Here is a 24,492-nt window from a genome sequence, read left to right as displayed (position 1 = left end):
CTAGACGGCGATTCCGTAGACATCGACCGGCGGCGCGCTTTGCAGCCGCTGCGCCACAAGCGCCTCGTCGCGGACATAGAGGCTGTTGTTCGCGGCGTGAACCGGGGTCGACGAAAGCCGCCGGGTGAACGGGTCATAGTGGCGCTGCACGAAGCCATGGCCCGCCAGCAGGTCGGCGATGTCCTGTGTCACCGTTTCGACCTCGACCGCCTGCAACTGCGGTGAAGCTAGGGTCTTCGGCGCGCCCGCGATGACAGCGGGTTCATGGCCCTCGACGTCGATCTTGATGAGCAGCGGCACGCGCCCCGCCAGCACCGTGTCGAGCGTCGTGCCATGGACGCGCACCGCGCCCGGCGTATCCGCGTCGGCGACATGGTTGATCGTGTCCATGCCGCTGGTGAACCACAGTTCCTGTTCGCGGTCACCGAGCGCGCTGGTGTGCACTTCGACCTGGCCCCCGACGCTATTGGCGTCGATATTGCGCGCCAGCGTCGCGACCGTGTTGGTGTCGGGTTCGAACGCGATGACGCGGGCGCCCGCAACCTTGGCGGCGAGGATCGTGAAGCTGCCGATATTGGCGCCGATATCGACGAACAGGTCGTCGGCACGAAGCATATGGAGCACGAAGCCCATGTCGGCGAATTCGTGCAGCCCGAAATAGACGTTGCCGGTCGCACCGGTCATCCCGCGTTCGACGACGAGCCGGCTACCGCCGACCCACGGATGGACGCGCGGCCCGCCGAGCAGCCGGGCACTGAGCTGCCATCGCGCGATCCGCGCAAGGGTGCGCAGCCGCTGCCGCTCGCCGATCGGGTGTGCCATCGCATAGCGGACAAGCCGCGCCGGCGAAAAACCGCTCATCGTGCATCGTTTCCCGATGTTAAGGCCGCCATCAGCGGACCGGCTGAAGGTCGACTTGCTGAAACTCCGCCTGCAGCGCCGAGGTGCCGAAACCGCCCGCGACGATCAGGCCGACCCAATAGTTGCGGCAACCGCCGTTCGGGACGTTGAAGTCGACGGGATCCGCTGCAACGCCGCGCGCATATTTGATGCTCGCGAACACGCCCGACTTGTCCTGTTCGGCGCAGGCGACCTGCCAGACCGCCGACGCATCGTCGTTGCTGGTCACCAGCCTGCCGCGCGTGGCGAAACGATAGCTGCCGGGGGTCAACTGAATGAGCTGGCGCGCGACCAGATTGGGCCGTTCCTCGTCGGACACGACGACGAGCCGGTTGCCCTTCGCGTCCTTGGCGATGTCCGAGCCATAGGCCGATTCGCGAATCAGGTGCCAGTCGATCGGCGGGTAGGGGCCTTCCTCCTGAAAGCGGCCGTGATGGACGATCGACGTGTCGGCTTTCGGCCCGGCGCCCGCGATCTGGCGCTCATAGGCGCGCGCGGCGTCGAAATCATGCTGGACGACCATCATGCTGATCAGCGTCCGGTCGAGTTCGCCAAAACTGGGCGGCAGGTCCTTGCGTACCGACAGGATGACCTGCGCGAGCGGCACCGCCTTCTGCTTGGTCCCGATATAATAACTCAGGAAGCTGGGCAGCCAGTCGGGCGCCGGACGAAACAGCCGCACGAACTGCGGCTTCATTTCGGGTTCGGCGATCGCCTTCGACAGGATCGGGAACAGCAGCGCCTGGCCGCGGCGCGAGGTGCGCAGCGAGGCATCGACGTCGGTCATCGCCTGGTCCATGCGGCCGCGTTTCACGGCATCCTCGATCAGCCACAGATTGGCGACATAGTCACGCCGCGTAAGATAGGTCGCGGCCATGATCGCGGGTTTCACCGGCTTGCCATGGCGCGCGTTGTCGAGGCCGATCATGCGATAGGCCGCGGGCAGCATCGGGTTACCGTCGAGCGCCTCGCGGCTCAGCTTTGCCGCCGCGCCGGTCTGGCTCGCGTCGCCGGTGGCATAGACGAGGTCGCTCGCCATCTGCGCCTTGACGGTGGCATTGAACGGATTGAGCGTCAGCGCGCGCGCCGGGCTGTAGACCGCCATGACCGACGACGCGGTGAACGTCGTGACCAGCAGCCAGACCACGAACACCGCGGCGCCATAGAGGAGGACACCCCGGCCCGGCAGGCGCGAGACATGCCGCGCGCCCGATCCACCGATTTTCCTGCCCCCGACTGCGACCCTATTCACCCGGCTGCGTGTCGGCATAGCCGTACCCATATTCATAACCATAGCCGTAATAGGCCCGCTTTTCGTCGAACTTGGTCAGCACGACACCGAGCAACGTCGCTCCGGCGGCGCGCAGGCGTGCGAGCGAATAACGGATCGCATTGGTTCGGGCGCCTTCGGCCTCGACGCAATAGACGACGCCTTCGACCTTGCTCGCCAGCAACGGCGAGTCGGCAAGGCCGAGGACCGGCGGCGCGTCGAGCACGACATGCTGGAAATGCTGGCCCAGCGCCGCGACCAGGTCGGCGATGCGATCGCTCGACAGCAGTTCGGCGGCGTTCGGCGGCATCGGGCCGGCGGTGATGAAGGGCAGGCCATCCTGTTCGTCGTGATGGATCATCGCCATGATGTCGTTGTTGCCCGACAGGAAGTTGCTCGTCCCCGCGCCATTGGCGACACCAGCGAGGCGGTGGACCGACGGCGAGCGCAGATCGCAATCGACGATGATCGCGCTGCGTCCGATGCGGTGGAGCGATAGCGCCAGCGCATAGGAAGAGGTCGACTTGCCTTCGCCCTTGCGCGTCGAGGTGCACATGAGCGAGCGCGGGACGCCCGTGGTAGTCGAGAAGCGCAGCGCGGTCTGGACCGACAGATAGGCTTCGGACTGGGACGACTTGCGGTCGCGCACTTCTTCGATGGCCAGTTCGTTGTCGGTATCCGGAATGACGCCGAGCAGCGGGAGGTCGGTGACTTCCTGTGCTTCGGCGGGGTCGCGGACCGTGGTGTCGATCTGGGCGAGGATGATCGTCAGCAGCGCGGCAAGCGCAAGGCCGATCAGCAGCGCGGTGAACATGTTGCTCGTCAGCCGCGGGCTCGACGGGACGCCGGGGACCAGCGCGCGATCGACGATCGCGACATTGTTCGTGCCAACGCCGCCGGCGATGCCGACTTCCTTGTAGCGCTGGAGCAGGCCGTCATAGAGTTCGCGGTTGGTGTCGACCTCACGCTGCAGGATGCCGTACTGGACGCTGCGGCGACGTTCATCGACCAGATTGACCTTGGTCCCCGACACGCGCGAGCGCAGTTCCTCTTCGCGGGCGGCCGCGGCCGTATAGGCGGCGCGCGCGGTAGCGACGTTCGATCCGCCGACCTGGTTCTGCTCGGCGTTGATCGCCCGGTCGACTTCCTTGATCTGGCGGTCGAGCGCCTGCGCCGGCGGGTAGTCGGGCTGGAATATCACCATCAGCTTGGCATATTCGGATTGCAGGTCAGCCTTGCGCTGGCGCAGGCCGGCGACGCTGGCGCTCCCGCTGGCGAGGGCGGAGGCCTGTCCGGTTGCGGCCTTCAACGCGCTCTCGGCGGCGATCCGTTCGATCGTCGCCTTATTGAGCGCATCGTTCAGCGCGACCAGGTCGGTGGCCATGATCGAACGTTCGACGGTCGGTGCCTTCGGGTCGCTGCTGTCCGACTGCGCGATGGTGAGGATGCCCTGCCGTTCGGCATAGCTCATCATCTCGCGCTCGGCCTCTTCCATCTTGGCCTTGGTCTGCTGCAGTTGGTCTTCGAGGAACCGGCGTGCGTAGGACGCGGAATCATAGCGGCGCTCGAGATTGCCGGCGATGAAATTCTCGGCCCAGCTGTTGGCGATCTTCGCCGACAATTCGGGGTTGGGGGTCGATACCGAGATGTCGACCAGCGCCGATCCGATGACCGGCTTGATCTGGACCATGCTGCCGAGCACCGAGGCGACGCCGCGGGTCGCGGCATCGAGTTCGGCCTTCGACATCACGCGCAGCGACGACGGCGGCGCCTTGCCGCCAAAGGCCGCCAGGAAGGTCGGGTCGCGCGCCAGATTCAGGCTTTTCGCGACGCGCGCGGCCTGCGAACGGGCGCGCAGCAAGTTATACTGCGTCTGATAGAATTCCTGCTCGACGCGGCCGCCCCGTTCGGGCTCGACGCCGCTCATGTTGAGCACCTTGGATTCGGTACGCGAAACCTCGATCCGTGCGTTCGCGGTATAGATGCGCTGGGCGAGCATCGTGTAGACCGCGCCGCCGATCAGGCAGGCGATGATCGTGCCGATGATCACCCATTTCCAGCGCAGCGCGACGCGCCAATATTGCAGGATCCACGGCATCGCCGTCGCGAAGCCGCCGGCCTGCCGCCCCTGATCGCCTTCGGCGGTCTGGCTTGCTGGCACGGGCAACGGCTGGGATTTGGGGGTTGCGTCGGTCATGGAACGAGTCGAACTTCCTGCAAATCTTACTTGATGAGGGCTACGATCGGCGAGACCAGCAGCGGTGTGGTCGCCAAGATATCCTTGAACAGGCGGCGCCCCGGCGAATCGCCGACCACGACGACGTCGTTGGCAAAGACTTCGGGATCGTCATACACGCCGGTCCGGATGGCTTTCAGATTGTAGAGTGCGGCCATGCGTTGCCCGCCGACGGTGCGAAAGATCACGACATCGTCGAGCTTGGCGAATTCGGTCGTCCCCTTGGCGAGCGCGACGGCGCGGATCAGCGACATCTTGCCGACCACGGGATACAGGCCCGGCTGCGCCACCTGTCCCTCGACCGTCAGCACCTGACTGACCGATTCGGTGACGTTGACGCTGACATCGGGGCGGCGAACGAAGCGCGTGAGCTTTTGCTCGATCGCCTCGGCGAGTTCGGCGCTCGTCTGGTTCGATGCCTTGATCTGTCCGACCAGCGGCAACTGGATCATGCCCGCAGCGTCAGTCTGCACCTGCTTGCTGAGGTCGGGGACGCCATAGACATCGACGCTGAGCCGGTCGAACGGGCCGATCAGATAGGGACGCGTCTCACCGACGAGGTCGTTCCCGGTTGGCGCGGGCAGCGCATTGCCGTCCATGACCTGGAGCGTCTGGGTGCTCGTGAGCTGCGGGCGACCGCCACAGCCGGCCAACAGGCAGGCGGCGGTCAGGCTAGCGATAGCCAAACGAAAGTTCACCGAAACATCATCCCTTTTTTATGTCCTGAGGGGACTAGCCCGCCCACCCCGCAAAGGAAACCGCAAAATCAAACCTATGTCGCAACGCAGCATCGGTTCAGCGGAAACCGGCGGAGGTCTTTTGCCCCTTGCGGCGCGCGCTGGGGATGTCGGGGCGACGATAGACGAGCACCGTGGCAAGCGTCGCCATCGCGGCGAGCGCGGGCGTCCGCAGCGGATAATCGACCAGGCTGGCGGCCGCGAAAATCGCCAGCATCATCAGCGATACGAGGATTCCGATGCGGTCGGTCGGCGCCGACTGCTCGTGCTGCCAACCGCGCTTCGCCGCGCGCCAGACGATCACGCCCCAGCCGACCAGCAGCAGAAGCGCGGGAAATCCGCCGTCGATCAACAGCTCGAGATAGTCGTTATGGGCGTGGTTCAGATATTGCAGCGACAGGAGGTTGACCGGTTCGACGATCTTGTACGCCGCCTCGAAACTGCCAAAACCGCCGCCGAACGGCGCATAGTGCCAGATCATCGCGTTGAGCGTCGGAAGGATCGCGAAACGCAGATCGGCGACTACGTCACTCTGGTCGAGCCGATCCATGAAACCGGCCCCGAACAACAGCATCGCCGCCGCACCGGCGAGCGTCCCGGCGATCGACGCGATCAACGTGAGCCGCACGATCTTTGCCGCCGATTCGGTGCCGACCGCGGCGCTGCGCATCCGGTAGAGCAAGATGCTGGTTACGAGGAAGCTGACGCCGCCGATGGCCAGGCCGGCGCGCGAGCCGGTCGCCATGATAGCGAGCATCATCGCCACCCCGCCGAGCACGCCGAGCAGGGTTGCGGCGTGGCTGCCGGCGCGATCGGCGCGGCCATGAACGTACCACAGCAGCAGCGGCCAATAGAGCGCGAGCAGCACCGCATGATGGTTGCGGTTGGCGAAAAAGCCCACTGCGGCGCCGGTGTTGGTGATGCGGTGGAAATAAGGGGCGCCCTCGCCGCCGAGCAATTGCAGCACGCCTAACACCGCCGCGACGCCGAGGAACGCGAGCAGGCGCAGCGGCAGTTGCCGCAAGTCCTGGTCGGACGTGCGCCCGACAAGCAGCACGACCGCCAGCGGGACCAGCAGGTCGAGCAGCGAATGGATCGCGCGGCCCGGCGACAGCGCCAGCGGGCGCCAGCCGATCTCGACCCCGGCGGCGGTCATCCGCGACGCGAGTTCGCCATGGCCGGGCAGCGCCGACCACAGGCCGGCGGGCAGCGGGATGATCTGGATCAGCATCCATCCCGCGGTGGCGGCGAGGAGCAGCAGCAGCGGACGGCAGCGTTGCAGCCGGTCACGCCCGCGCTCCTCAACCCAATAGGGAAGAGCAATCGCGATCGCGACGATCGCCAGCGTGCGCACGATCACCAGCCCGACGCTGTCGACGCGGGCCGACCCGCCGAACAGCAGGATGGCGATCAGGAAAATCGCCAGAAACCAACGATCGAAGAGGGACTCCCGGGAACGCGACATTCATTCTTCCATGTTTTCAGTCGTTGACCGCGCCTTAGGCAGATATTGCCGCATGCGCCACCCCCGGATGGTTAAATCGACCAGTAGCGGTGGGTCGAAGCCGCGTCGGCGGCAGGCGCCGGCCACATGCGCTTGATGTCGGCGACAAGCCCGCCGGGACGCAATATCGCCGCGAGATCGGTGCCTGAAAGCGTGCGAAACGCCTCGTGGCGCACCGCGCCGATCACGCAGTCATAGGCGGGTTCGCCGGGCATCGTTGCCAGGTCGAGCCCATATTCGTGCCGCGCTTCGGCGGGGTCGGCGTGCGGGTCATGGACCGCGACGCTGTGGCCGTGTCCGCGCAGCGCCTCCACCAGGTCGATGACCTTGCTGTTGCGCAGGTCGGGGACGTTTTCCTTGAAGGTCAGTCCCAGGATCAGGATGTCGGCGCCCGGCTTGCCGAGCGCGGCGTGGATGCCGTCGGCCATCCACTGTGCCATGCCGTCGTTGATCGCGCGGCCCGACAACACGACCTGCGGGTCGATGCCGAGTTCCTGCGCACGGTGGCTGAGATAATAGGGGTCGACCCCGATGCAGTGGCCGCCGACGAGGCCGGGTTCGAAGGGCAGGAAATTCCACTTCGTCCGCGCCGCGTCGAGCACGTCCCACACCGAAATATCGAGCGCCGAGAAGATCTTGGTCACTTCGTTGATGAAGGCGATGTTGATGTCGCGCTGGGCGTTCTCGATCACCTTCGCGGCCTCGGCGGCGCGGATCGACCTGGCGCGGAACACCCCGCCGCTCGTCACCTTGCCATAGACGGTGGCGAGCAATTCGGTGACCTGGTCGTTCTCGCCCGCCAGCACCTTCATGATCTTGTCGACCGTATGTTCGCGGTCGCCCGGATTTATGCGCTCGGGCGAATAGCCGAGGAAAAAATCGCGCCCGCGCACCAGCCCCGACAGGTCCTCGATCATCGGCCCGCAAATATCCTCGGTCACCCCGGGATAGACGGTGCTTTCATAGACGACCGTCGGCGTTTTCGCTGCGTCGAGAAGGGCCGCCACGGTGCGCGTCGCGCTGCGCACCGGCGACAGGTCGGGGCGGTTGTCGGCATCGATCGGCGTCGGTACGGTCACGATATAGAGGTCGGCGCCGCTGCAATCCACCGCATCGCTGGTCAGCGCCAGCCCGCACGCGGCCAATGCCGCGGCATCGACCTCGCCCGTCCGATCGTGACCATCGCGCAGCTCGGCGATCCGCGCAGCATTGCTGTCCAGCCCGACGGTGTCGAAATGCTTCGCGAGCTGGACCGCGAGCGGCAATCCGACATAGCCCAGCCCGACGACAACGATTTTCATTTCGCTCTGATCCTTTGCCGCTTTTGCAGCGGTCCTTGGGGGAGTGGGGGAGGCGTCAAAGCCCGTGATAGTCGCGATACCAGGCGACGAAATTGGGGATGCCGACGTCGATCGGGGTCGTCGGCTCGTAACCGAGGTCGCCCGAAATCGCGCTGATGTCGGCATATGTTTCGGGGACGTCACCGGGTTGCAGCGGCGCCATCTGCTTGATCGCCTCGCGCCCGCAGGCCTCCTCGATCAGCGAAATCATCCGCGTCAGCTCTTCGGAGCGGTTGTTGCCGATATTGTAGAGCCGGTGCGGCGCGACGCTGCCGCCGGCCTTGAGTTCGCCGTCGTCGGGCGGCGGATTGGCGATGCACGCGGCGACCCCCGACACAATATCGTCGATATAGGTGAAGTCGCGGCGCATCGCGCCGGCGTTGAACACCTGGATCGGCGTGCCCTCGAAAATCGCTTTGGTGAAAATCCACATCGCCATGTCGGGGCGGCCCCAGGGGCCATAGACGGTGAAGAAGCGCAGGCCGGTCAGCGGGATGCGATAGAGATGGGCGTAGGTCTCGCTCATCAGTTCGTCGGCCTTCTTGGTCGCGGCATAGAGCGACATCGGATGGTCGACGCGGTCCTCGACGCGGAAGGGCAGGGTCTTGTTGCCGCCATAGACCGACGAGGAGGAGGCATAGACCATCGGCACGCCGCGGGTCCGCGCGACTTCGAGCAGGTTGAGATGCCCGACGAGGTTCGACTGGACATAGGCGCGCGGGTTATCGATCGAATAGCGCACCCCCGCCTGCGCGCCGAGATGCGCGATATCGGTGAATTTCAGGTCGGCGAGCGCGGCATCGAGCGCATCGGCGTCGGCGAAATCGACCTGGCGGAAGGTGAAGAGGTCGCCATAGTCCTCGGACAATTTCGCCAGCCGCGCGCGCTTCAGCGCCGGATCGTAATAATCGTTGACGATGTCGATGCCGATCACCGGCCGGCCTTCGCCCATCAACCGCCGCGCGAGATGGAAACCGATAAATCCGGCGGCCCCGGTAATCAACACGGTCAACAATCATCTCCTGTCGGATGCGGTTTGTGGCACCGCAGCATGGCCGCGATAGACATGTGAGCCTTTGGCAACAAGGGCGAAGTTCCCCTGCGGGCAACAGCCCGGTTGACTTCGCGGGCTAGGCGCGGAAAGGGATGCACCGCCGAATAGCGCGGATCACACGCGCTCGAACACTCTCCCCGGAACGAGGAATAAAGTCTTGGCGGAACAGGAAAAAATTGCCCTTGTGACCGGAATTACCGGACAGGATGGCGCCTATCTCGCGCGGCTGCTGCTCGACAAGGGCTATGTCGTCCACGGCCTCAAGCGCCGCTCATCTTCGTTCAACACCAGCCGGATCGAGGATATCTACCAGGACCCGCACGTCGAAAACTCGCGTTTCCACCTTCATTATGGCGACCTGACCGACAGCACCAACCTGATCCGCATCGTCCAGGAGACGAAACCGACCGAAATCTACAACCTCGCGGCGCAAAGCCATGTGCAGGTGAGCTTCGAGACCCCCGAATATACCGCGAACAGCGACGCGATCGGCACGCTTCGGCTGCTCGAGGCGATGCGCATCCTCGGCATGGAAAAGAGCTGCCGTTTCTATCAGGCTTCGACCTCGGAGCTTTATGGCCTCGTCCAGGAAGTGCCGCAGCGCGAAACCACGCCTTTCTATCCGCGCAGCCCTTACGCGGCGGCGAAGCTCTATGCCTATTGGATCGTCGTGAACTACCGCGAAGCCTATGGCATGCATGCGTCGAACGGCATCCTGTTCAACCATGAAAGCCCGCTGCGCGGAGAGACCTTCGTCACGCGCAAGATCACCCGCGCCGCTGCGGCGATCAGCCTCGGCCAGCAGGACAAGCTGTACCTCGGCAACCTCGACGCCAAGCGCGACTGGGGCCATGCCCGCGAATATGTCCGCGGCATGTGGATGATGATGCAGCAGGACGAGCCCGACGATTATGTGCTCGCGACGGGCGAAACCACGCCGGTGCGCGACTTCGTCGAATGGGCGTTCGAGGATGTCGGCATCGCGCTCGAGTGGAAGGGCGAGGGCGTCGACGAAAAGGGCTATTGCAAGGCCAGCGGCAAATGCCTCGTCGAGGTCGACCCGCGCTATTTCCGCCCGACCGAGGTCGACCTGCTGATCGGCGACCCGTCGAAGGCGCATCAAAAGCTCGGCTGGCGCCACGAAACCTCGGTGCGCGAGCTGTGCCGCGAAATGGTCGCGGCCGACGTCGCGGCGTACAAGGCCGGCACGACCCCGTCGCATGACTGACGGTTTTTCGCTCGCGGGCAAGCGCGTCTGGGTCGCGGGGCACCGCGGCATGGTCGGCAGCGCGCTGGTGCGTCGGCTTGCCGATGAGAATTGCGAGGTCCTGACGGCGGGGCGCGATACGCTCGACCTGCTCGACCAGGCGGCGGTACGCGCATGGACCGCGCGCGAAAAGCCCGACGCGGTCTTCCTCGCGGCGGCCAAGGTCGGCGGCATCCTTGCCAACGACAGTTTTCCGGCCGATTTCCTTTACCAGAATCTCGTCATCGAAACGAATATCGTCGATGCGGCGTACCGCGCCGACGTCGCGAAACTCTGCTTCCTCGGCTCGTCGTGCATCTATCCGAAGTTCGCCGAGCAGCCGATCGTCGAGGAGGCGTTGCTCACCGGCCCGCTCGAACCGACCAACGAATGGTATGCGATCGCCAAGATCGCCGGGATCAAGCTCGCGCAAAGCTATCGCCGGCAATATGGCGCCGATTATATCTCGGCGATGCCGACCAACCTCTATGGCCCCGGCGATAATTTCGACCTCCACTCCAGCCATGTGCTGCCCGCGCTGATCCGCAAGGCGCATGAAGCGAAGACCAGCGGCGCCAAGACGATGACTTTGTGGGGCAGCGGCACGCCGATGCGCGAATTCCTTCACGTCGACGATTGCGCCGATGCCTGCGTCTTCCTGATGAAGCGCTATTCGGACGCCGGGCACATCAACGTCGGATCGGGAACCGACATCGCGATCATCGACCTCGCGCGCCTCGTCTGTCAGGTCGTCGGCGCCGATGTCGAGATCGAACTGGATACCGGCAAGCCCGATGGCACCCCGCGCAAGCTGATGTCGAACGCCAAGCTCGCCGGCATGGGCTGGTCGCCGCGCATCGCGCTGCGCGACGGGATCGCCTCGACCTACGACTGGTTCCTCGCGCACCGGCGCTGACGCCCGGCGCTTGCATTCGCGCCCGACAGGCTCGACATAGAAAGGCGAGGAGCAGGGCCATGGATTTCGCCTTCGACAATAGTTTTCACCGCGACATGGAGGGCTTTTACGCCCCCGCCGAAGCCGCGCCGCCCTCGGCGCCGAAGCTGCTGGTCTTCAACCATGCGCTCGCCCGGAAACTGGGCTTCGATATCGACAGCGCCGATGACGATACGCTCGCGCGCCTCTTCTCGGGCGAGGCGATGCCCGGCGGAGCCAATCCGCTCGCCTTTGCCTATGCGGGGCATCAGTTTGGCCACTTCTCGTCGCAGCTCGGCGATGGCCGCGCGTTGCTGCTCGGCGAAATCGTCGCCCCCGATGGGGCGCGTTTCGATGTCCAGCTCAAGGGCTCGGGTCCGACGCCTTTCTCGCGCAACGGCGACGGCAAGGCGGCGATCGGTCCGGTGCTGCGCGAATTCCTCGTCTCCGAAGCGATGGCGGCGATGCATGTGCCGACCACGCGCGCCCTGGCGGCGGTGGCGACCGGCGACCGCGTCCAGCGCGAACGCGCCCACCCCGGCGCGGTGCTCACCCGCATCGCGAGCAGCCATATCCGCGTCGGCACCTTCCAGTTCTTCGCCGCCCACTTCGGCGCCGAGCATGTCGTGCAATTGTCCGACTATAGCATTCGGCGCCATTTTCCCGACCTCGCGAAAAGCCCCAACCCGCATCTCGCGCTGCTCGACCGCGTGATCGGCCTGCAATGCGAACTGGTCGCGCACTGGCTCGGGGTCGGCTTTATCCATGGCGTGATGAACACCGACAATGTCGCGATCAGCGGCGAAACGATCGACTATGGCCCCTGTGCCTTCATGGACCGCTTTTCCGCCAACACGGTGTTCAGCTCGATCGATGCCAATGGCCGTTACGCCTATGGCCGTCAGCCGCAGATCCTCCACTGGAACATGGCGCGTTTCACCGAAGCTCTGCTGCCCGCCATCCACGCCGTCGATCCGGCGGACGTCGAGAAGGCCAAGGGACTCGTCGATGCGATCCCCGACCGCTTTCGCACCCATTGGTTCGCCCGCATGCGAACCAAGCTTGGCCTTGCCAGCGCGCATGAGGGCGATGCGGAGCTGATCGACAATCTCTTCGGCGAACTTGAAGCGCATGCGATCGATTTTACCGGCTTCTTCCGCGCCCTCGCTACGCTGCTGCGCGGCGATGCGAGCGAACTCGAAGCCCTGCTCCCGCAGCCCGAGGTGATGGCGCCCTGGATCGCCAGCTGGTGGGCCGAACTCGAACGCGAGGATATCCATCCGCTCGAACGCGCCGCGGCGATGGATGCGGTGAACCCGCGCTATGTCCCGCGCAACCACCGGGTCGAAGAAGCGCTGGCGGCGGCGGAGCAGGGCGATCTGGCGCCGTTCCAAGCGCTGCTCGAAGTCGTGCGCGCGCCCCATGTCGAACGCGCCGACTGGGCCGGCTATGCTCAGCCCGGCTCGGCCGAAAATGACCCTTATGTCACCTTCTGCGGCACATGAATTGGCGATCAAGGTTCGAAGCGCGTTGCAGCGTCTTGGCTTTGCGGCTACCGAGCGGGCGCTTGATAGCCCAATTGATTCCGCCACACCCTGACAATCAGAACGGAACGAGCTCACCCCTATGAAAGCATTGATTCTCTGTGGCGGCCGGGGAACCCGGCTGCGCGAAGTGTCCGAAACGCTGCCCAAGCCGATGGTGCCGATCGGCGACAAGCCGATCGTGTGGCACATCATGAAAATCTATGCGGCGCACGGCATCACCGACTTCGTCCTGCTGCTCGGCTACAAGGGCGACATCATCCGCGATTTCTTCCTGAACTATGCGAACCAGTCGTCCGACGTCACCGTCGACCTGTCGAAGCGCGGCGAGGACCGATTGCAGTTCCACAAGCACCAGACCGAGGATTGGAAGGTCACGCTCGCCGAGACCGGCGAGGATGCGATGACCGGCGCCCGCATCCGCCGCGGCGCGCGCTATCTCGACGGGGTCGATCAGTTCTGCGCCACCTATGGCGACGGTGTTGGCGACGTCGACATTTCGGCGCTCGTCGATTTCCACAAAGGCCATGGGAAGACCGCGACGCTCACCGGCGTCTATCCGCCGGGCCGCTTCGGCGAACTCGGCACCGAGGGCGGCGTCGTTGCCAGCTTCAACGAAAAGCCGCAGGTGTCGGGCGGCCACATCAACGGCGGCTTCTTCGTCTTCAACCGCAATTTCGTCGACGACTATCTCGACGATCGCGAAGAACTGATCCTCGAACGCGAGCCGATGGAACGCCTCGCCGCCGACCGCGAGCTGATGATGTACGAACATAATGGTTTCTGGCAGCCGATGGACACGCCGCGCGAATATTCGCTGCTCAACGAGCTGTGGGCCGACGGGCAGGCGCCCTGGAAGAAGTGGTAAGCGGCGGCATGTTCGGCGACGCCTATCGCGGCAAGACGATTCTGCTCACCGGTCACACGGGCTTCAAGGGTTCGTGGATGGCCGAATGGCTGCTGACGCTGGGCGCCAATGTCGTCGGCTTCTCGCACCGCGTCGACGACGGCCCGTCGCATTTCGACAGCCTCGGCTTGGCGGGCCGGATGACCCACATCCTCGGCGACGTCCGCGATGCCGACGCGCTGTACGACGTCGTGACGGCGCACAAGCCCGACTATGTCTTCCATCTCGCGGCGCAATCGCTCGTCCGTTACAGCTATGACCATCCGGTCGAGACGATGGCGACCAACGTCATGGGCACCGTCAACCTACTCGACGCGCTGCGCCGCGCCGGAAATCCGGCGGCGGTCGTCTGCGTCACCTCGGACAAATGCTACGAGAATCGCGAAGTCCTGTCGGGCTATCGCGAGGACGATCCGATGGGCGGCCACGACACCTATAGCGCGTCGAAGGGCGCCGCCGAAATCGTCGCGCACAGCTATCGCCGCAGCTTCTTCTCGGCGCCCGACAGCCCGGTGAAGATGGCGACGGTGCGCGCCGGCAACGTCATCGGCGGCGGCGACTGGTCGCTCGACCGCATTGTCCCAGACTGCGTGCGCAGCCTTGCCAAGGGCGAGGCGATCCGCCTGCGCAATCCGCATGCGACGCGGCCGTGGCAGCATGTGCTGGAATCGCTGAGCGGCTATCTCTGGCTCGGCGCGCTGCTCGGCGGCGCCGCAACCACCGCGCGGGTCAAATCGCCGGCGGACGTCACCGAAGCGTTCAACTTCGGCCCCTGGGTCGAAGCCAATGGCTCGGTCGAGCGGCTGGTCACCGAATTCCTCAAGCATTGGCCCGGCGAATGGATCAACGCGGCGGAAGCCGGCGCGGTGCACGAGGCGGGCCTGCTCGGCCTGTCGATCGACAAGGCGTATCACAAGCTCGGCTGGGCGCCGACGCTGGACTTCGCCGGCGGCGTCGCGCTGACTGCGGGCTGGTACAAGGCGGTGGTCGCCGACCAGGCGCCGGCGCTCGACCAGACGCGTCACGATATCGAAACCTTCGTCGCCGAGGCGCGAGCGAAATCGCTCGCCTGGGCGGCCTGAACCAACCCAAGGGGAATAGCATGATCGACGGCGTCCTGATTACACCGCTGCGGCAAATAGCGGACGAGCGCGGCAAGATCATGCACATGCTACGCAGCGATGCGCCGCATTTCGACCAGTTCGGCGAGATCTATTTCTCGTGTGTCCAGCCCAGCGCGATCAAGGCCTGGCACATCCACAGCGAAATGACGCTGAACTATGCTGTCGTCCACGGCCGCATCAAATTCGTCCTCTACGACGACCGCGAAGGCTCGCCGACGCGCGGCGAACTCCAGGAAATCTTCATGGGCGAGGATAATTATTGCCTCGTCACCGTGCCGCCCTTCGTCTGGAACGGCTTCAAGGGTTACGGTCAGTATCCGGCGATCGTCGCGAACTGCACCACCCACGTCCATTCGGCCGACGAGATCGACCGCATGGATCCGTTCACCGACAAGATCCCGTACAACTGGGACGTCCGCCATGGCTGATGGCCGGCTGCTGCTCGTCGGCGGCAGCGGATATTTCGGGGCGCGGCTGGCCGAGGCGCTGGCCGGCGCCTGGGACGTCGCGGTCACGGTACGTTCGGACACGCCCGCGCGCGCCGCATGGCTCGCCGACCGCGGCATCGCGTCCTTTCGTTACGACAGCAGCCGCGACGCCGACCTGCCCGGCGGCGATTTCGACGCGATCGTCAATCTCGCGATGCCGGGCGCACAGGCGGCGGGCAAGGACGCCGACGCCGCGATGGCACAGGGCCGCAGCACCGCCGCCGCCTGCCTCGCCGCGCTGCGCGAGGGCAGGGCGACGCGCCTCGTCCATTTCTCGACCTTCCACGTCTATGGCGGCACCGTCGCCGAGACCTACACCGAGGACATGCCCAAGGCGCCGGGCCATCCTTATGGCAAGACGCACCTCGCGATCGAGGGCGATCTCACCGCCAGCGACGTCGCCGAGCGCATCGCGATCCTCCGCCCGACCAACATGGTCGGCGCGCCCGCGCACAAGGACCTTGGCGAACAGGCGGGGCTGATCTTCCTCGATCTCTGCCGTCAGGTCGCCGAAACCGGCGCGATGAGCCTGCGCAACGACGGGCAGAGCTATCGCGACATCCTGCCGTTCGGCGACGCGATCGCGGCGGTCGAGCTGTTGCTGCGCGCGACAAGTGGCTGGAACAATCTCTTCAACCTCGGCGCCGGGCGTGCGATCACGATGCAGACGCTCGCCGAGACCATCGCCGTCGCCGCACCGCAGCCCGTCGCGATCGGCTATGGCGACGGCACCGACGCCTTCCGCAGCCCGTTCACGGTCGACATCGCGCGGCTCGGCGCGCTCGGCTGGGCGCCCTCGGCGTCGATCGCCGACGAAGCGCGCCGCACCATCGCCGCCTTTACCGCGTGACCACCCCGCGTCTCCTCGCCATCTCGCTTTCGTGCCACGAGCCGGTGAATCGCGCGCTGTTCCGCGAAATCGGCGCGCTCGGCATCCCCGTCCAGCTCGTCGTCCCGCGCCGCCATTTCGTCGGCGGCCAGTGGCGCGATACGCCCGACTTTCCGCCCGAAAATTACGAGCTCACGCTGCTCGACCTCACCGGCACCAACCAGCGCACCCACAGGCTGCAGGGGCTGCAGGCGGTCGTCGATGCCTTCCAGCCGACGCATATCTATTGCGACAGCGACCCCGCCAGCATGATGGTGCGGCAGGCGAAACAGGTCGCGCCAAACGCGCGGCTGTGGTCGCTCACTGCCGAGAATATGCCGCAAAGCCTCGGCATCGACCTCAGAAAGGCGGCCGAAACCCGCAACCCCGCCGGCATCGCCTCGGCGCTGGTCAAGGCGTGGCTCCGCCGCTCGGCGCGCCGCAAAGTCGACCGCGTGCTGACGCTCAGCAAGGACGGCACCGCGCTGATCGAGGCGATGGGGCTGACCGCGACGCAGGTGCCGATCGGTTTCGACCCGCGCCTATTCCAGCCCTTGCCCGAAGCCGAACGCGCCGCGGTGCGCGCCGAGCTCGGTCTCACCCGGCCGGTGATCGCCTATTTCGGGCGCCAGACCCCCGAAAAGGGCATCCATGTCCTGATCGACGCGCTCGACCGCATCCGTGACCGCCCCTGGCAGTTCCTGATCGACGATTTCATCGGCGCCTCGGGCTACACCGCGCAGCTCCAGGCGCAGATCGAGCGGCTCGGAATATCCGATCGCGTGACTTTTTTCGAATCCCGGCACGAAGACATGGCGCGTTACATGAACGCAGCTGACATCGTCGTCCTGCCGTCGCTAAGCACCCCCAAGTGGAAGGAGCAGTACGGCCGCGTCATCCAGGAAGTGATGGCGTGCGGTCGCACCATGGTCGGCAGCCGATCGGGCGCGATCCCCGAAGTGATGGGCGGGCAGGGGCATTTGTTCGACGAAGGCGACGTTGCCGGCCTCGCGAAACTGCTCGGCGGTCTGCTCGACAAGGGGCAATATGCCGATGAAGCGGCGCGAAGCTACGCGCTGGCGAACCTGTCGGTGAACCGTCAGGCCGAGATCATGGCCGGCCATCTGCGCGCGGAAACCTGACCCGCACTTTTCCGGGTGCGGAACCCTATGCCTTTCGCCACGTTGCCAAAAGCGACGACGGCAGCGATCGATACAGGGCCGATCGATCGCGCAAGCAGGGGGCATGGGTTCTGCATCGCACCGCAAGTCATCGCAAAACCGCCAGAATCTGGTTGCGCCGCTGCGCGTCAGCGGACAGAAGCGCATCTGGTAGCGGGCAGCAGATGCAAGATTCTGAAAACCTTCGCGAATTGATCCGCCGGACCGCGACGAGGACGTCGCTGCGTCCAACGCTCGCGCTGTCGGCATCCTTGCTCTGCCTCGCCGCAACGACTGCGCATGGGCAAGTGGCGCCGCAGCCGCCGCCGATCACCGAAACGATCGCTCCCGACGCCGCGCCCGAAACCGAGCTGGCCAAGCCCACCCCGCCGCCGCCCGATGCGGTTTTCCCGCCGGTCGAACCGATCATCGAGGATGACGAGTTCGATCGCGCGATCCCGCCGATTTCGGCCGAGGACGACCCCGAACTCGGCGTCCCGCTCGAATCGATCGCCGAATTCGAACGCCGGCAGGCCGCAAGGGCCGCGTCGCAAGGCGAAGCACCGCCCGGCTCCGAACCCGCGCCAACCCCGGCGCTGGCCGACGGCGATGCGGTCGAGGCGATCGGCGACGCGCCGATCAGCGACACCGAACTCGCCGCGCCGTTGCCGCCGCTCGAAAGCTTTAACGTCGAACCGGTCGAATTCGCCGAACCCGAATCCGCCGACGAAACGGTCAAGATCGCTTACACGGTTCAGGTCAACGGCCTTGCGCCCGCCGACGACGGCACCGACGCCGACCTCGCCGACCTGTTCGGTGACCTGTCGGCGCTCTACGATGGCGATGGCGAAGCCGCCAATGCGTCGATGGTCCGCGCCCGCCTGACCGCCGATGCCGACCTGATGCGGCGTATCCTCGCCTCGGAGGGCTATTATGACGCCCAGGTCGAAACGCGGATCGACCGCAGCGGCGGCAGCGACAATGACGGCACTGATCGCGGAAACCGAACCGCGGATGGCCCCGCCGCCACAACCACGCAGGGTCAGTCCGGGCGTCCGCGGTCGCTGGTCGCGATTATCGATGTGGTGCCGGGGCAGCGCTACACCCTCTCCGACATCGTCATCAACGCCGCGCCGACGGTGCCGCCAACGCTGATCAAGGATAATTTCCCGCTGGCGATCGGCGAACCGATCGTCGCGCAACGGGTGCAGGGGGCCGAGGCGGCGATCGCGCTCAAACTGCCCGAGGAGGGCTATCCCTTCGCAGTCGTCGGGCAACGCGACATCCTGCTCGATGGAGCGGCCGGTAACGGGGTTTATACCTTGCCCGTCGAAATCGGGCCCCGCGCGCGCTTCGGCGGCTTCGAGACGACCGGCAAGCAGGCCTTCGATGTCGAGCATGTCGAACTGCTGGCGCGGTTCAAGCGCGGCGACCTTTATGACAGCCGCAGGGCCGACGACCTCCGCCAGGCGCTCGTCGCGACCGGGCTGTTCTCTACCGTGTCGGTCGAACCGCAAAAGACCGGTGAAAGTGCAGGCGACGACACCGAGTTCGTCACGATGCTGGTGACGCAGGAGGCGGGGCCGCCGCGCACTCTCGCTGCGAGTGCGGGCTATGGCACCGGTCAGGGTATCCGGATCGAGGGAAGCTGGACTCACCGCAACCTGTTCCCGCCCGAAGGCGCGCTGATCGTCCGCGGCATCGCGGGAACGCAGGAACAGGCGCTGGGCGTCACCTTCCGCCGCTCGAACGCCGGGCGCCGCGACCGCACCTTCGAACTGGTCGGCGAAGCATCGCGCAGCAATTACAACGCATTCGAGGCGCTGACCGGGCGTGTCGGTTTCCGCGTCAGCCGCGAATCGACGCCGATATGGCAGAAAAAGATCACCTATGCCTATGGCCTCGATCTGATCGCCACGAGTGAAGACGACTACAGCTTCCTCCTCGGGACGCGCGACCGCAGCCTCTATTATATCGCGGGCTTGTCCGGCCAGGTTGGGATCGACCGCAGCGATAATCTGCTTAATCCGAGCAAGGGGTTCCGCGTCACCACGCTGATCCAGCCCGAAGGCTCGCTCAGCGGCAGCTTCTCGCCCTATGCCCGCGTCCGGATCGATGCGAGCGGCTACTATCCGGTGACCGACAGCGTCGTGCTCGCGGGGCGCGTGCGAGTGGGCTCGATCCTCGGCGCCTCGCGCGAGAATCTGGCGCCGTCGCGGCGCTTCTATGCCGGCGGCGGCGGTTCGGTGCGCGGCTTCGGTTATCAGGAACTGGGGCCCAAAGACCCGAACAACGACCCGATCGGGGGCCGCAGCGTCAACGAGGCGGCGGTCGAGGCCCGCTATCGCTTTGGCAACTATGGCATCGTGGGCTTCGTCGACGCGGGGCAGGTCTATCGCGGCTCGACCCCGGATTTTTCGAACCTGCGCTACGGTGTCGGCATCGGCGGGCGGTTCTACACCAATTTCGGTCCGATGCGCCTCGACATCGCGACCCCGATCGATCGCCAGCCGGGTGAAGGCCGGGTCAGCGTCTATGTCTCGATCGGTCAGGCTTTCTGATGGCCGACGACGCCGCCTTCGATGACAGCCCGCCGCCGCCGCGGGCAAAACCGTCCTGGCCGCGCCGCATCGCGCGCGGCGTCGGCATCACGATCGTCGGCCTGATCGCGCTGATCGGGCTCTTCCTCATCGGACTCAACAGCGATGCCGGGCGGCGTTTCGTCGTCACCCAGATCGAAAAATATGAATTCGAGAACGGGATGAAGATCGGCATCGGCCGGCTCGACGGCTCGCTCTATGGCGCGATGTCGATCCGTGAACTCACCTTGTCCGATACCAAAGGCGTCTTCCTGCGCTCGCCGGAGGTCAAGGTCGACTGGCGGCCCTTCGCTTACCTGTCGAACCATGTCGACATCCGCTCGGCGACCGCGCGGACGATGACGCTGGCACGGATACCCGCGTTCAAGCCGGTTCCCGATACCGGCGAACCCTTGCTGCCCGACCTCGATATCGATGTCGCGAAACTGCAGGTCGACCGCTTCATCTTCGAACCCGCCGTCGCGGGCGAACGGCGGGAAGCGCGCATCACCGGCAAGGTCGCGATCGCCGACCGCCGCGCACAGGTCACCGCCAACGCCGAAACGGTCGGGGGCAAGGCGAAGGGCGACAAGCTCGCGCTGATCCTCGATGCGGTTCCCGAAACGAACCGGCTGTCGATCGATATGAACATCAACGCGCCGCAGGGCGGTGTGCTCGCTGCGATGGGTGGATTCAAGGAGCCGCTGACCGCGAAACTCTCGGGCAAGGGCGACTGGAAGGTCTGGAACGGCACGCTGACCGGCAACCTCGGCAGCCAGCCGCTCGCGCGCCTCGGCCTTGCCGCGCGCGACGGGGTGTTCGCGGTCAAGGGCACGGCCCGGCCGTCGCGCCTGCTCGCCGCCGGCCCCGTCGCCGACATGCTCGGCACCGAAACCGCGATCGACCTCACGGCCCGGCTGGCCGAGCGCAAGGTCGGTCTCGACGGCCGCATTTCGTCCGACGCCGCGCGGGTCGGACTCAGCGGCGGTATCGACCTCGGCACCAGCCGTTATGACGGGTTGCAGGTCGCCTTCGTGCTGCTCAAGCCCGGCGCTATCGCCCCTTATGTGCGCGGCAGCGGGCTGCGCGCGCAAGCCCGGCTCGACGGTGAATTCCGCCTGCCGGCGGTCGAATATCAGGCGAACGCGACCAGCCTCGCGGTCAACGACATCGTCATCGAGGCGCTGACCCTGTCTGGCAAGGCGCGCGTCGATCCCGACCAGATCTTCATCCCCGTCGCGGGCCGCGCCAGCCGCATCCGCGGCCTCGACACCGTCGCCGGCGGCACGTTGGTGCAGGTGAGCCTCAACGGCGACCTCGCGTATAAGGACGGCCGCCTGCTCAGCGACAATATGCGCCTGCGGTCGAGCCGCATCGACGCCAAGGCGATCCTGATCGCCGACCTCAATCGCGGTTTCTACACCGGCGCGATCGATGGGCGCATCGACGATTATCGCATCGAAAGCGTCGGCATCTTCGACATCGACACCGACGCCGACCTCAAGACCGCGGCCAACGGCGGGTTCGAGATCGTCGGCCGCGTCCGCGCGCGCTCGACCCAGCTGTTCAACTCGGGCGTCCGCAACGTGCTGGGCGGCAATGCGACGGCGTCGAGCGACGTGCGCTATGGCACCGACGGGATCATCCGCTTCGCCAACCTGCGCATGAGCGCGCCGCTGATGCGGGTTGTCAGCGGACAGGGGACCTACAACCCCAATGGCCAGATCAACCTGACCGCCCGCGCGTCCTCGACCGAATATGGCCCGCTCGGCCTGCAACTCGCGGGCACGATCACCGATCCGCGCGCGACGCTCACCGCCGATCGCCCGGGCCTCGGCATCGGACTCCAGAACCTTGTCGCGCGGATCACCGGCGCAACCGGCGGCTACCGCCTCGCCGCGACCGGCGACACCGACTATGGCCCGCTCGCCGCCGACGTCGTGCTGCTCACCGCCAAGGGGCCGCTGACGATCGATATCGAGCGCGGCGACCTGTCGGGCATCGGTTTCAAGGGGCAACTCGTGCAGAGCGTCGCCGGCCCCTTCGTCGGCCAGCTCGACGCCTCGGGGCAGGGGCTGGGCGGCCTCGTCCGGCTGAGCGCAGCAGGCCAATATCAGGCGGCGGCGATCAACGTGCGCGCCAACAATGTCGTGCTGCCCGGTCCGGCGCAGCTCGCGATCGGCTCGGCGATCGTCGATGCCGATGTCATCCTCTACGACCAGCCGCGCGTCATCGCCGACATCCAGATCGCCCAGACGCGCATTCGCGAATTCGACATCGCCGTCGGCCGCGTCAAGATCGACTATCAGAACGGCACCGGCAAGGCGCAGGCGCTGGTCGAGGGGACGAGCGGCGTGCCCTTCCGCGTCGCCGCCAATGCCGATCTCCAGCCGCAGCTGTGGCGCGCCTCGGTTCAGGGCCGCGCGACCGGCATCAATTTCCGCACCACCAGCCCGGCGCGGATCATCCCCGGCGCCGACGGTTACGAACTGCTGCCGACCAACATCGATTTCGGGCGCGGAAGCAGCGCGCGGCTCGCGGGGCGGTTCGGCGACGGCATCATGGTCCAGAGCCGGCTCGACCGCGTCAATCTCGCGATGCTCAACGCGGTCTATCCCGACCTCGGCCTCGGCGGCCGCGCGACGGGCAGCCTCGATTTCGAACAGGCCAGCGCCGACAGCTTCCCGCGCGCCGATGCGCGGCTGACGATCGCCGGCTTCACCCGCACCACCGCCGCGACGGTCAGCCAGCCCGTCGACGTCAATTTCGCCGGCAAGCTGCTCGCCGACGGCGGCGAGGCGAGCGCGGTGATGCGCAAGCGCGGCAGCGTCATCGGACGCCTCCAGGCCTCGCTCCGCCCGCTGCCCCCCGGCGCCGGCACGTGGATGACGCGGCTGCAGGCGGCGCCGCTCAGCGGCGGCATCCGCTACAATGGCCCCGCCGACACGCTCTTCTCCTTCGTCGGATCGGGCGATCAGCGCATCGCCGGGCCGATCGGGGTCGCCGCCGATTTCAGCTGCCGCCTGATGGCTCCCTGCCTGAACGGGGTCGTGCGCGGCAATGCGCTGACCTATGAGAATCTGACCTATGGCACGCGGCTGACCAACATGGTCGTCAACGGCCGCTTCTCGGGCGACCGCCTCGAAATCGAACAGATGACCGCGACCGCCGGCGACGGCACCGTCAAGGCGTCGGGCTATGTCAGCCTTGCGGCGGCGAGCGGCTATCCGATGAAGATCGACGCCGTGCTCGACAACGCCCGCCTCGCGCGCAGCGACAATCTGGCAGCGCGCGCCACCGGCAACCTCACGCTCGAAAAGGTCGCGGGACAGACCGCGCTGCTCTCGGGCGACCTCCGCCTTCCCGAAACGCGCTACAAGATCGTCCGCCAGGGCGCCGCGAGCGTGCCGGTGCTGACCGGCGTTCGCCGCAAGCCGCCCGCCGGGCGCCAGCGGATCAGCGGCGACGGCATGGCCGCCGTGGGCGGCAGCCTGTTCGACCTGATCCGTCTCGACGTCCGCCTGCGTGCCGGCGACGAAATCTATGTCAGCGGCATGGGGCTCGAATCCGAATGGATGGCCGACGTCACGCTGAAGGGCACGACGGAAGCGCCGCGCGTCACCGGCGAGATCGAGCTGGTGCGCGGGACGCTCGGTTTCGCGGGCCGCTCGTTCGACCTCGAAGAGGGCAGGGTGACCTTCCCGACCGGCGATGCCTATGATCCGTCGATCCGCCTGATCGCGAGCGACACGTTCGACGACGTCACCGTCACGGTCAACGTGTCGGGCCGCGCCCAGAACCCGCAGATCGCCTTCTCCAGCGTCCCCGGCCTGCCGCAGGACGAGATCGTGTCGCGCATCCTGTTCGGCGATTCGATCACCGCGCTGTCGCCGCTGCAGGCGGTCCAGCTTGCCGCCTCGCTCAACAGCCTGCGCGGCAGCGGTGGCCTCAGCCCCCTCGGCGCGCTGCAATCGGCGACCGGCATCGACCGCCTCCGCGTCCTCAGCCCCGACGATACACAGGGGCGCGGCACCGCGCTCGCGGCGGGCCAGCACATCACGAACGATATCTATATCGAGGTGATCACCGACGGCCGCGGCTACACCGCGACCCAGCTCGAAATCAGCCTGACCCCTGCGCTGTCGATCCTCAGCCAGGCCGGCGGTTCGGGCCAGACCAATTTCAGCGTCCGCTACCGCAAGGATTATTGATGCGCGCCGCGCTCCTCCTGCTGCCCTTGCTCCTCGCCGCCTGCAAGGAGGAGCCGAAGTTCGAGGATCGCTTCGACAAGGCGGCAAAGGAAATCGACGCGCGCGCCAAGGCAATGGACGCCGACATCGCGGCGGCGGACAAGGCGGCGAAGGATGCGGGGGAGGCGGAACCAAAAGCCTTGCCTCCCGAAGCGTCCCCGTCTAACCCCGCCCCGTCATCTGGGGAGTAGCCAGCCGTCCGTTCGGGACGGGCCATCGCGTCAACATACTCGGTCGAGAGGCCGTGGTGCGGTGGAAACGCGAAAGCGTTTGGGCGAGACCAATGGCATCGACCCCACGTCCGGGCCGGGCGGCGGGTATCGATGTCCGTTGGAATCGCAACGCCGCCCG

The 24,492-nt window shown here is 66.2% G+C and carries 18 protein-coding genes and 1 riboswitch; of the genes, 11 read left to right on the top strand and 7 right to left on the bottom strand.

What is annotated here, in order from left to right:
• The 7 genes from ASD67_RS21690 to ASD67_RS21660 form a co-directional block, all read right to left on the bottom strand.
• Window positions 1-861, bottom strand: a complete 861-nt coding sequence (locus ASD67_RS21690; RefSeq protein WP_056351538.1) for an FkbM family methyltransferase — start codon at window positions 859-861, stop codon at window positions 1-3.
• A gap of 31 nt (window positions 862-892) precedes the next feature.
• Window positions 893-2,152, bottom strand: a complete 1,260-nt coding sequence (locus tag ASD67_RS21685; RefSeq protein WP_156377826.1) for a hypothetical protein — start codon at window positions 2,150-2,152, stop codon at window positions 893-895.
• Window positions 2,145-4,367, bottom strand: coding sequence for a GumC family protein (locus ASD67_RS21680; RefSeq protein ID WP_056351533.1), 2,223 nt, complete (start codon window positions 4,365-4,367; stop codon window positions 2,145-2,147). The genes ASD67_RS21685 and ASD67_RS21680 overlap by 8 nt, the downstream gene beginning before the upstream one ends.
• A 26-nt stretch (window positions 4,368-4,393) precedes the next feature.
• Window positions 4,394-5,104, bottom strand: coding sequence for a polysaccharide biosynthesis/export family protein (locus ASD67_RS21675; RefSeq protein ID WP_056351531.1), 711 nt, complete (start codon window positions 5,102-5,104; stop codon window positions 4,394-4,396).
• A gap of 97 nt (window positions 5,105-5,201) precedes the next feature.
• A complete protein-coding gene (locus tag ASD67_RS21670; protein WP_056351528.1) occupies window positions 5,202-6,608 on the bottom strand; it encodes an O-antigen ligase family protein in 1,407 nt (468 codons plus the stop codon).
• A 71-nt stretch (window positions 6,609-6,679) separates the two neighbouring features.
• Window positions 6,680-7,948 (bottom strand): nucleotide sugar dehydrogenase, encoded by a 1,269-nt coding sequence (locus ASD67_RS21665; protein WP_056351526.1) that lies wholly within the window; start codon window positions 7,946-7,948, stop codon window positions 6,680-6,682.
• A gap of 55 nt (window positions 7,949-8,003) precedes the next feature.
• The gene (locus ASD67_RS21660) at window positions 8,004-8,999 is read right to left on the bottom strand and encodes an SDR family NAD(P)-dependent oxidoreductase (RefSeq protein WP_056351524.1); all 996 of its coding nucleotides are present in this window, start codon (window positions 8,997-8,999) and stop codon (window positions 8,004-8,006) included.
• 226 nt (window positions 9,000-9,225) lie between these two features.
• Here ASD67_RS21660 and gmd point away from each other — a divergent pair, with 226 nt between their 5' ends.
• The 11 genes from gmd (at window position 9,226) to ASD67_RS21605 (ending at window position 24,332) form a co-directional block, all read left to right on the top strand.
• Window positions 9,226-10,269, top strand: coding sequence for a GDP-mannose 4,6-dehydratase (gene gmd / locus ASD67_RS21655; RefSeq protein WP_443028063.1), 1,044 nt, complete (start codon window positions 9,226-9,228; stop codon window positions 10,267-10,269).
• Window positions 10,262-11,203 carry a GDP-L-fucose synthase gene (fcl, locus tag ASD67_RS21650; RefSeq protein WP_056351521.1) on the top strand — a complete coding sequence of 314 codons (942 nt, stop codon included), beginning with the start codon at window positions 10,262-10,264 and terminating at the stop codon, window positions 11,201-11,203. Before gmd ends, fcl begins: the two co-directional genes overlap by 8 nt.
• 59 nt (window positions 11,204-11,262) lie before the next feature.
• A complete protein-coding gene (locus ASD67_RS21645) occupies window positions 11,263-12,726 on the top strand; it encodes a protein adenylyltransferase SelO (RefSeq protein ID WP_056351518.1) in 1,464 nt (487 codons plus the stop codon).
• A gap of 121 nt (window positions 12,727-12,847) precedes the next feature.
• The gene (gene rfbF / locus ASD67_RS21640; RefSeq protein WP_056351515.1) at window positions 12,848-13,633 is read left to right on the top strand and encodes a glucose-1-phosphate cytidylyltransferase; all 786 of its coding nucleotides are present in this window, start codon (window positions 12,848-12,850) and stop codon (window positions 13,631-13,633) included.
• Between the two features lie 8 nt (window positions 13,634-13,641).
• Entirely contained in the window at window positions 13,642-14,754 is a 1,113-nt protein-coding gene (gene rfbG / locus ASD67_RS21635; protein ID WP_056351512.1) for a CDP-glucose 4,6-dehydratase, read from the top strand.
• Window positions 14,755-14,774: 20 nt separating this feature from the next.
• Complete coding sequence (locus ASD67_RS21630) at window positions 14,775-15,224, top strand: dTDP-4-dehydrorhamnose 3,5-epimerase family protein (protein WP_056351509.1); 450 nt, start codon at window positions 14,775-14,777, stop codon at window positions 15,222-15,224.
• Window positions 15,217-16,134, top strand: coding sequence for an NAD-dependent epimerase/dehydratase family protein (locus ASD67_RS21625; protein WP_056351506.1), 918 nt, complete (start codon window positions 15,217-15,219; stop codon window positions 16,132-16,134). The genes ASD67_RS21630 and ASD67_RS21625 overlap by 8 nt, the downstream gene beginning before the upstream one ends.
• Window positions 16,131-17,294: a glycosyltransferase gene (locus ASD67_RS21620; RefSeq protein WP_056351503.1), complete on the top strand. Its 1,164-nt coding sequence runs from the start codon at window positions 16,131-16,133 to the stop codon at window positions 17,292-17,294. The genes ASD67_RS21625 and ASD67_RS21620 overlap by 4 nt, the downstream gene beginning before the upstream one ends.
• A 203-nt stretch (window positions 17,295-17,497) precedes the next feature.
• Entirely contained in the window at window positions 17,498-19,873 is a 2,376-nt protein-coding gene (locus ASD67_RS21615) for a BamA/TamA family outer membrane protein (protein WP_082545239.1), read from the top strand.
• Window positions 19,873-24,102 carry a translocation/assembly module TamB domain-containing protein gene (locus ASD67_RS21610; protein ID WP_056351501.1) on the top strand — a complete coding sequence of 1,410 codons (4,230 nt, stop codon included), beginning with the start codon at window positions 19,873-19,875 and terminating at the stop codon, window positions 24,100-24,102. Before ASD67_RS21615 ends, ASD67_RS21610 begins: the two co-directional genes overlap by 1 nt.
• Window positions 24,102-24,332 (top strand): hypothetical protein, encoded by a 231-nt coding sequence (locus ASD67_RS21605; protein ID WP_056351484.1) that lies wholly within the window; start codon window positions 24,102-24,104, stop codon window positions 24,330-24,332. The genes ASD67_RS21610 and ASD67_RS21605 overlap by 1 nt, the downstream gene beginning before the upstream one ends.
• Window positions 24,311-24,487, top strand: a riboswitch (yybP-ykoY riboswitch). (Overlaps the previous gene by 22 nt.)
• The last annotated feature ends 5 nt before the right edge of the window (window positions 24,488-24,492 follow it).

The sequence above is a fragment of the Sphingopyxis sp. Root1497 genome, assembly GCF_001427085.1.
In the GTDB taxonomy this organism is placed as follows: domain Bacteria; phylum Pseudomonadota; class Alphaproteobacteria; order Sphingomonadales; family Sphingomonadaceae; genus Sphingopyxis.
This window is presented reverse-complemented; position numbering and strand designations above follow the sequence as displayed.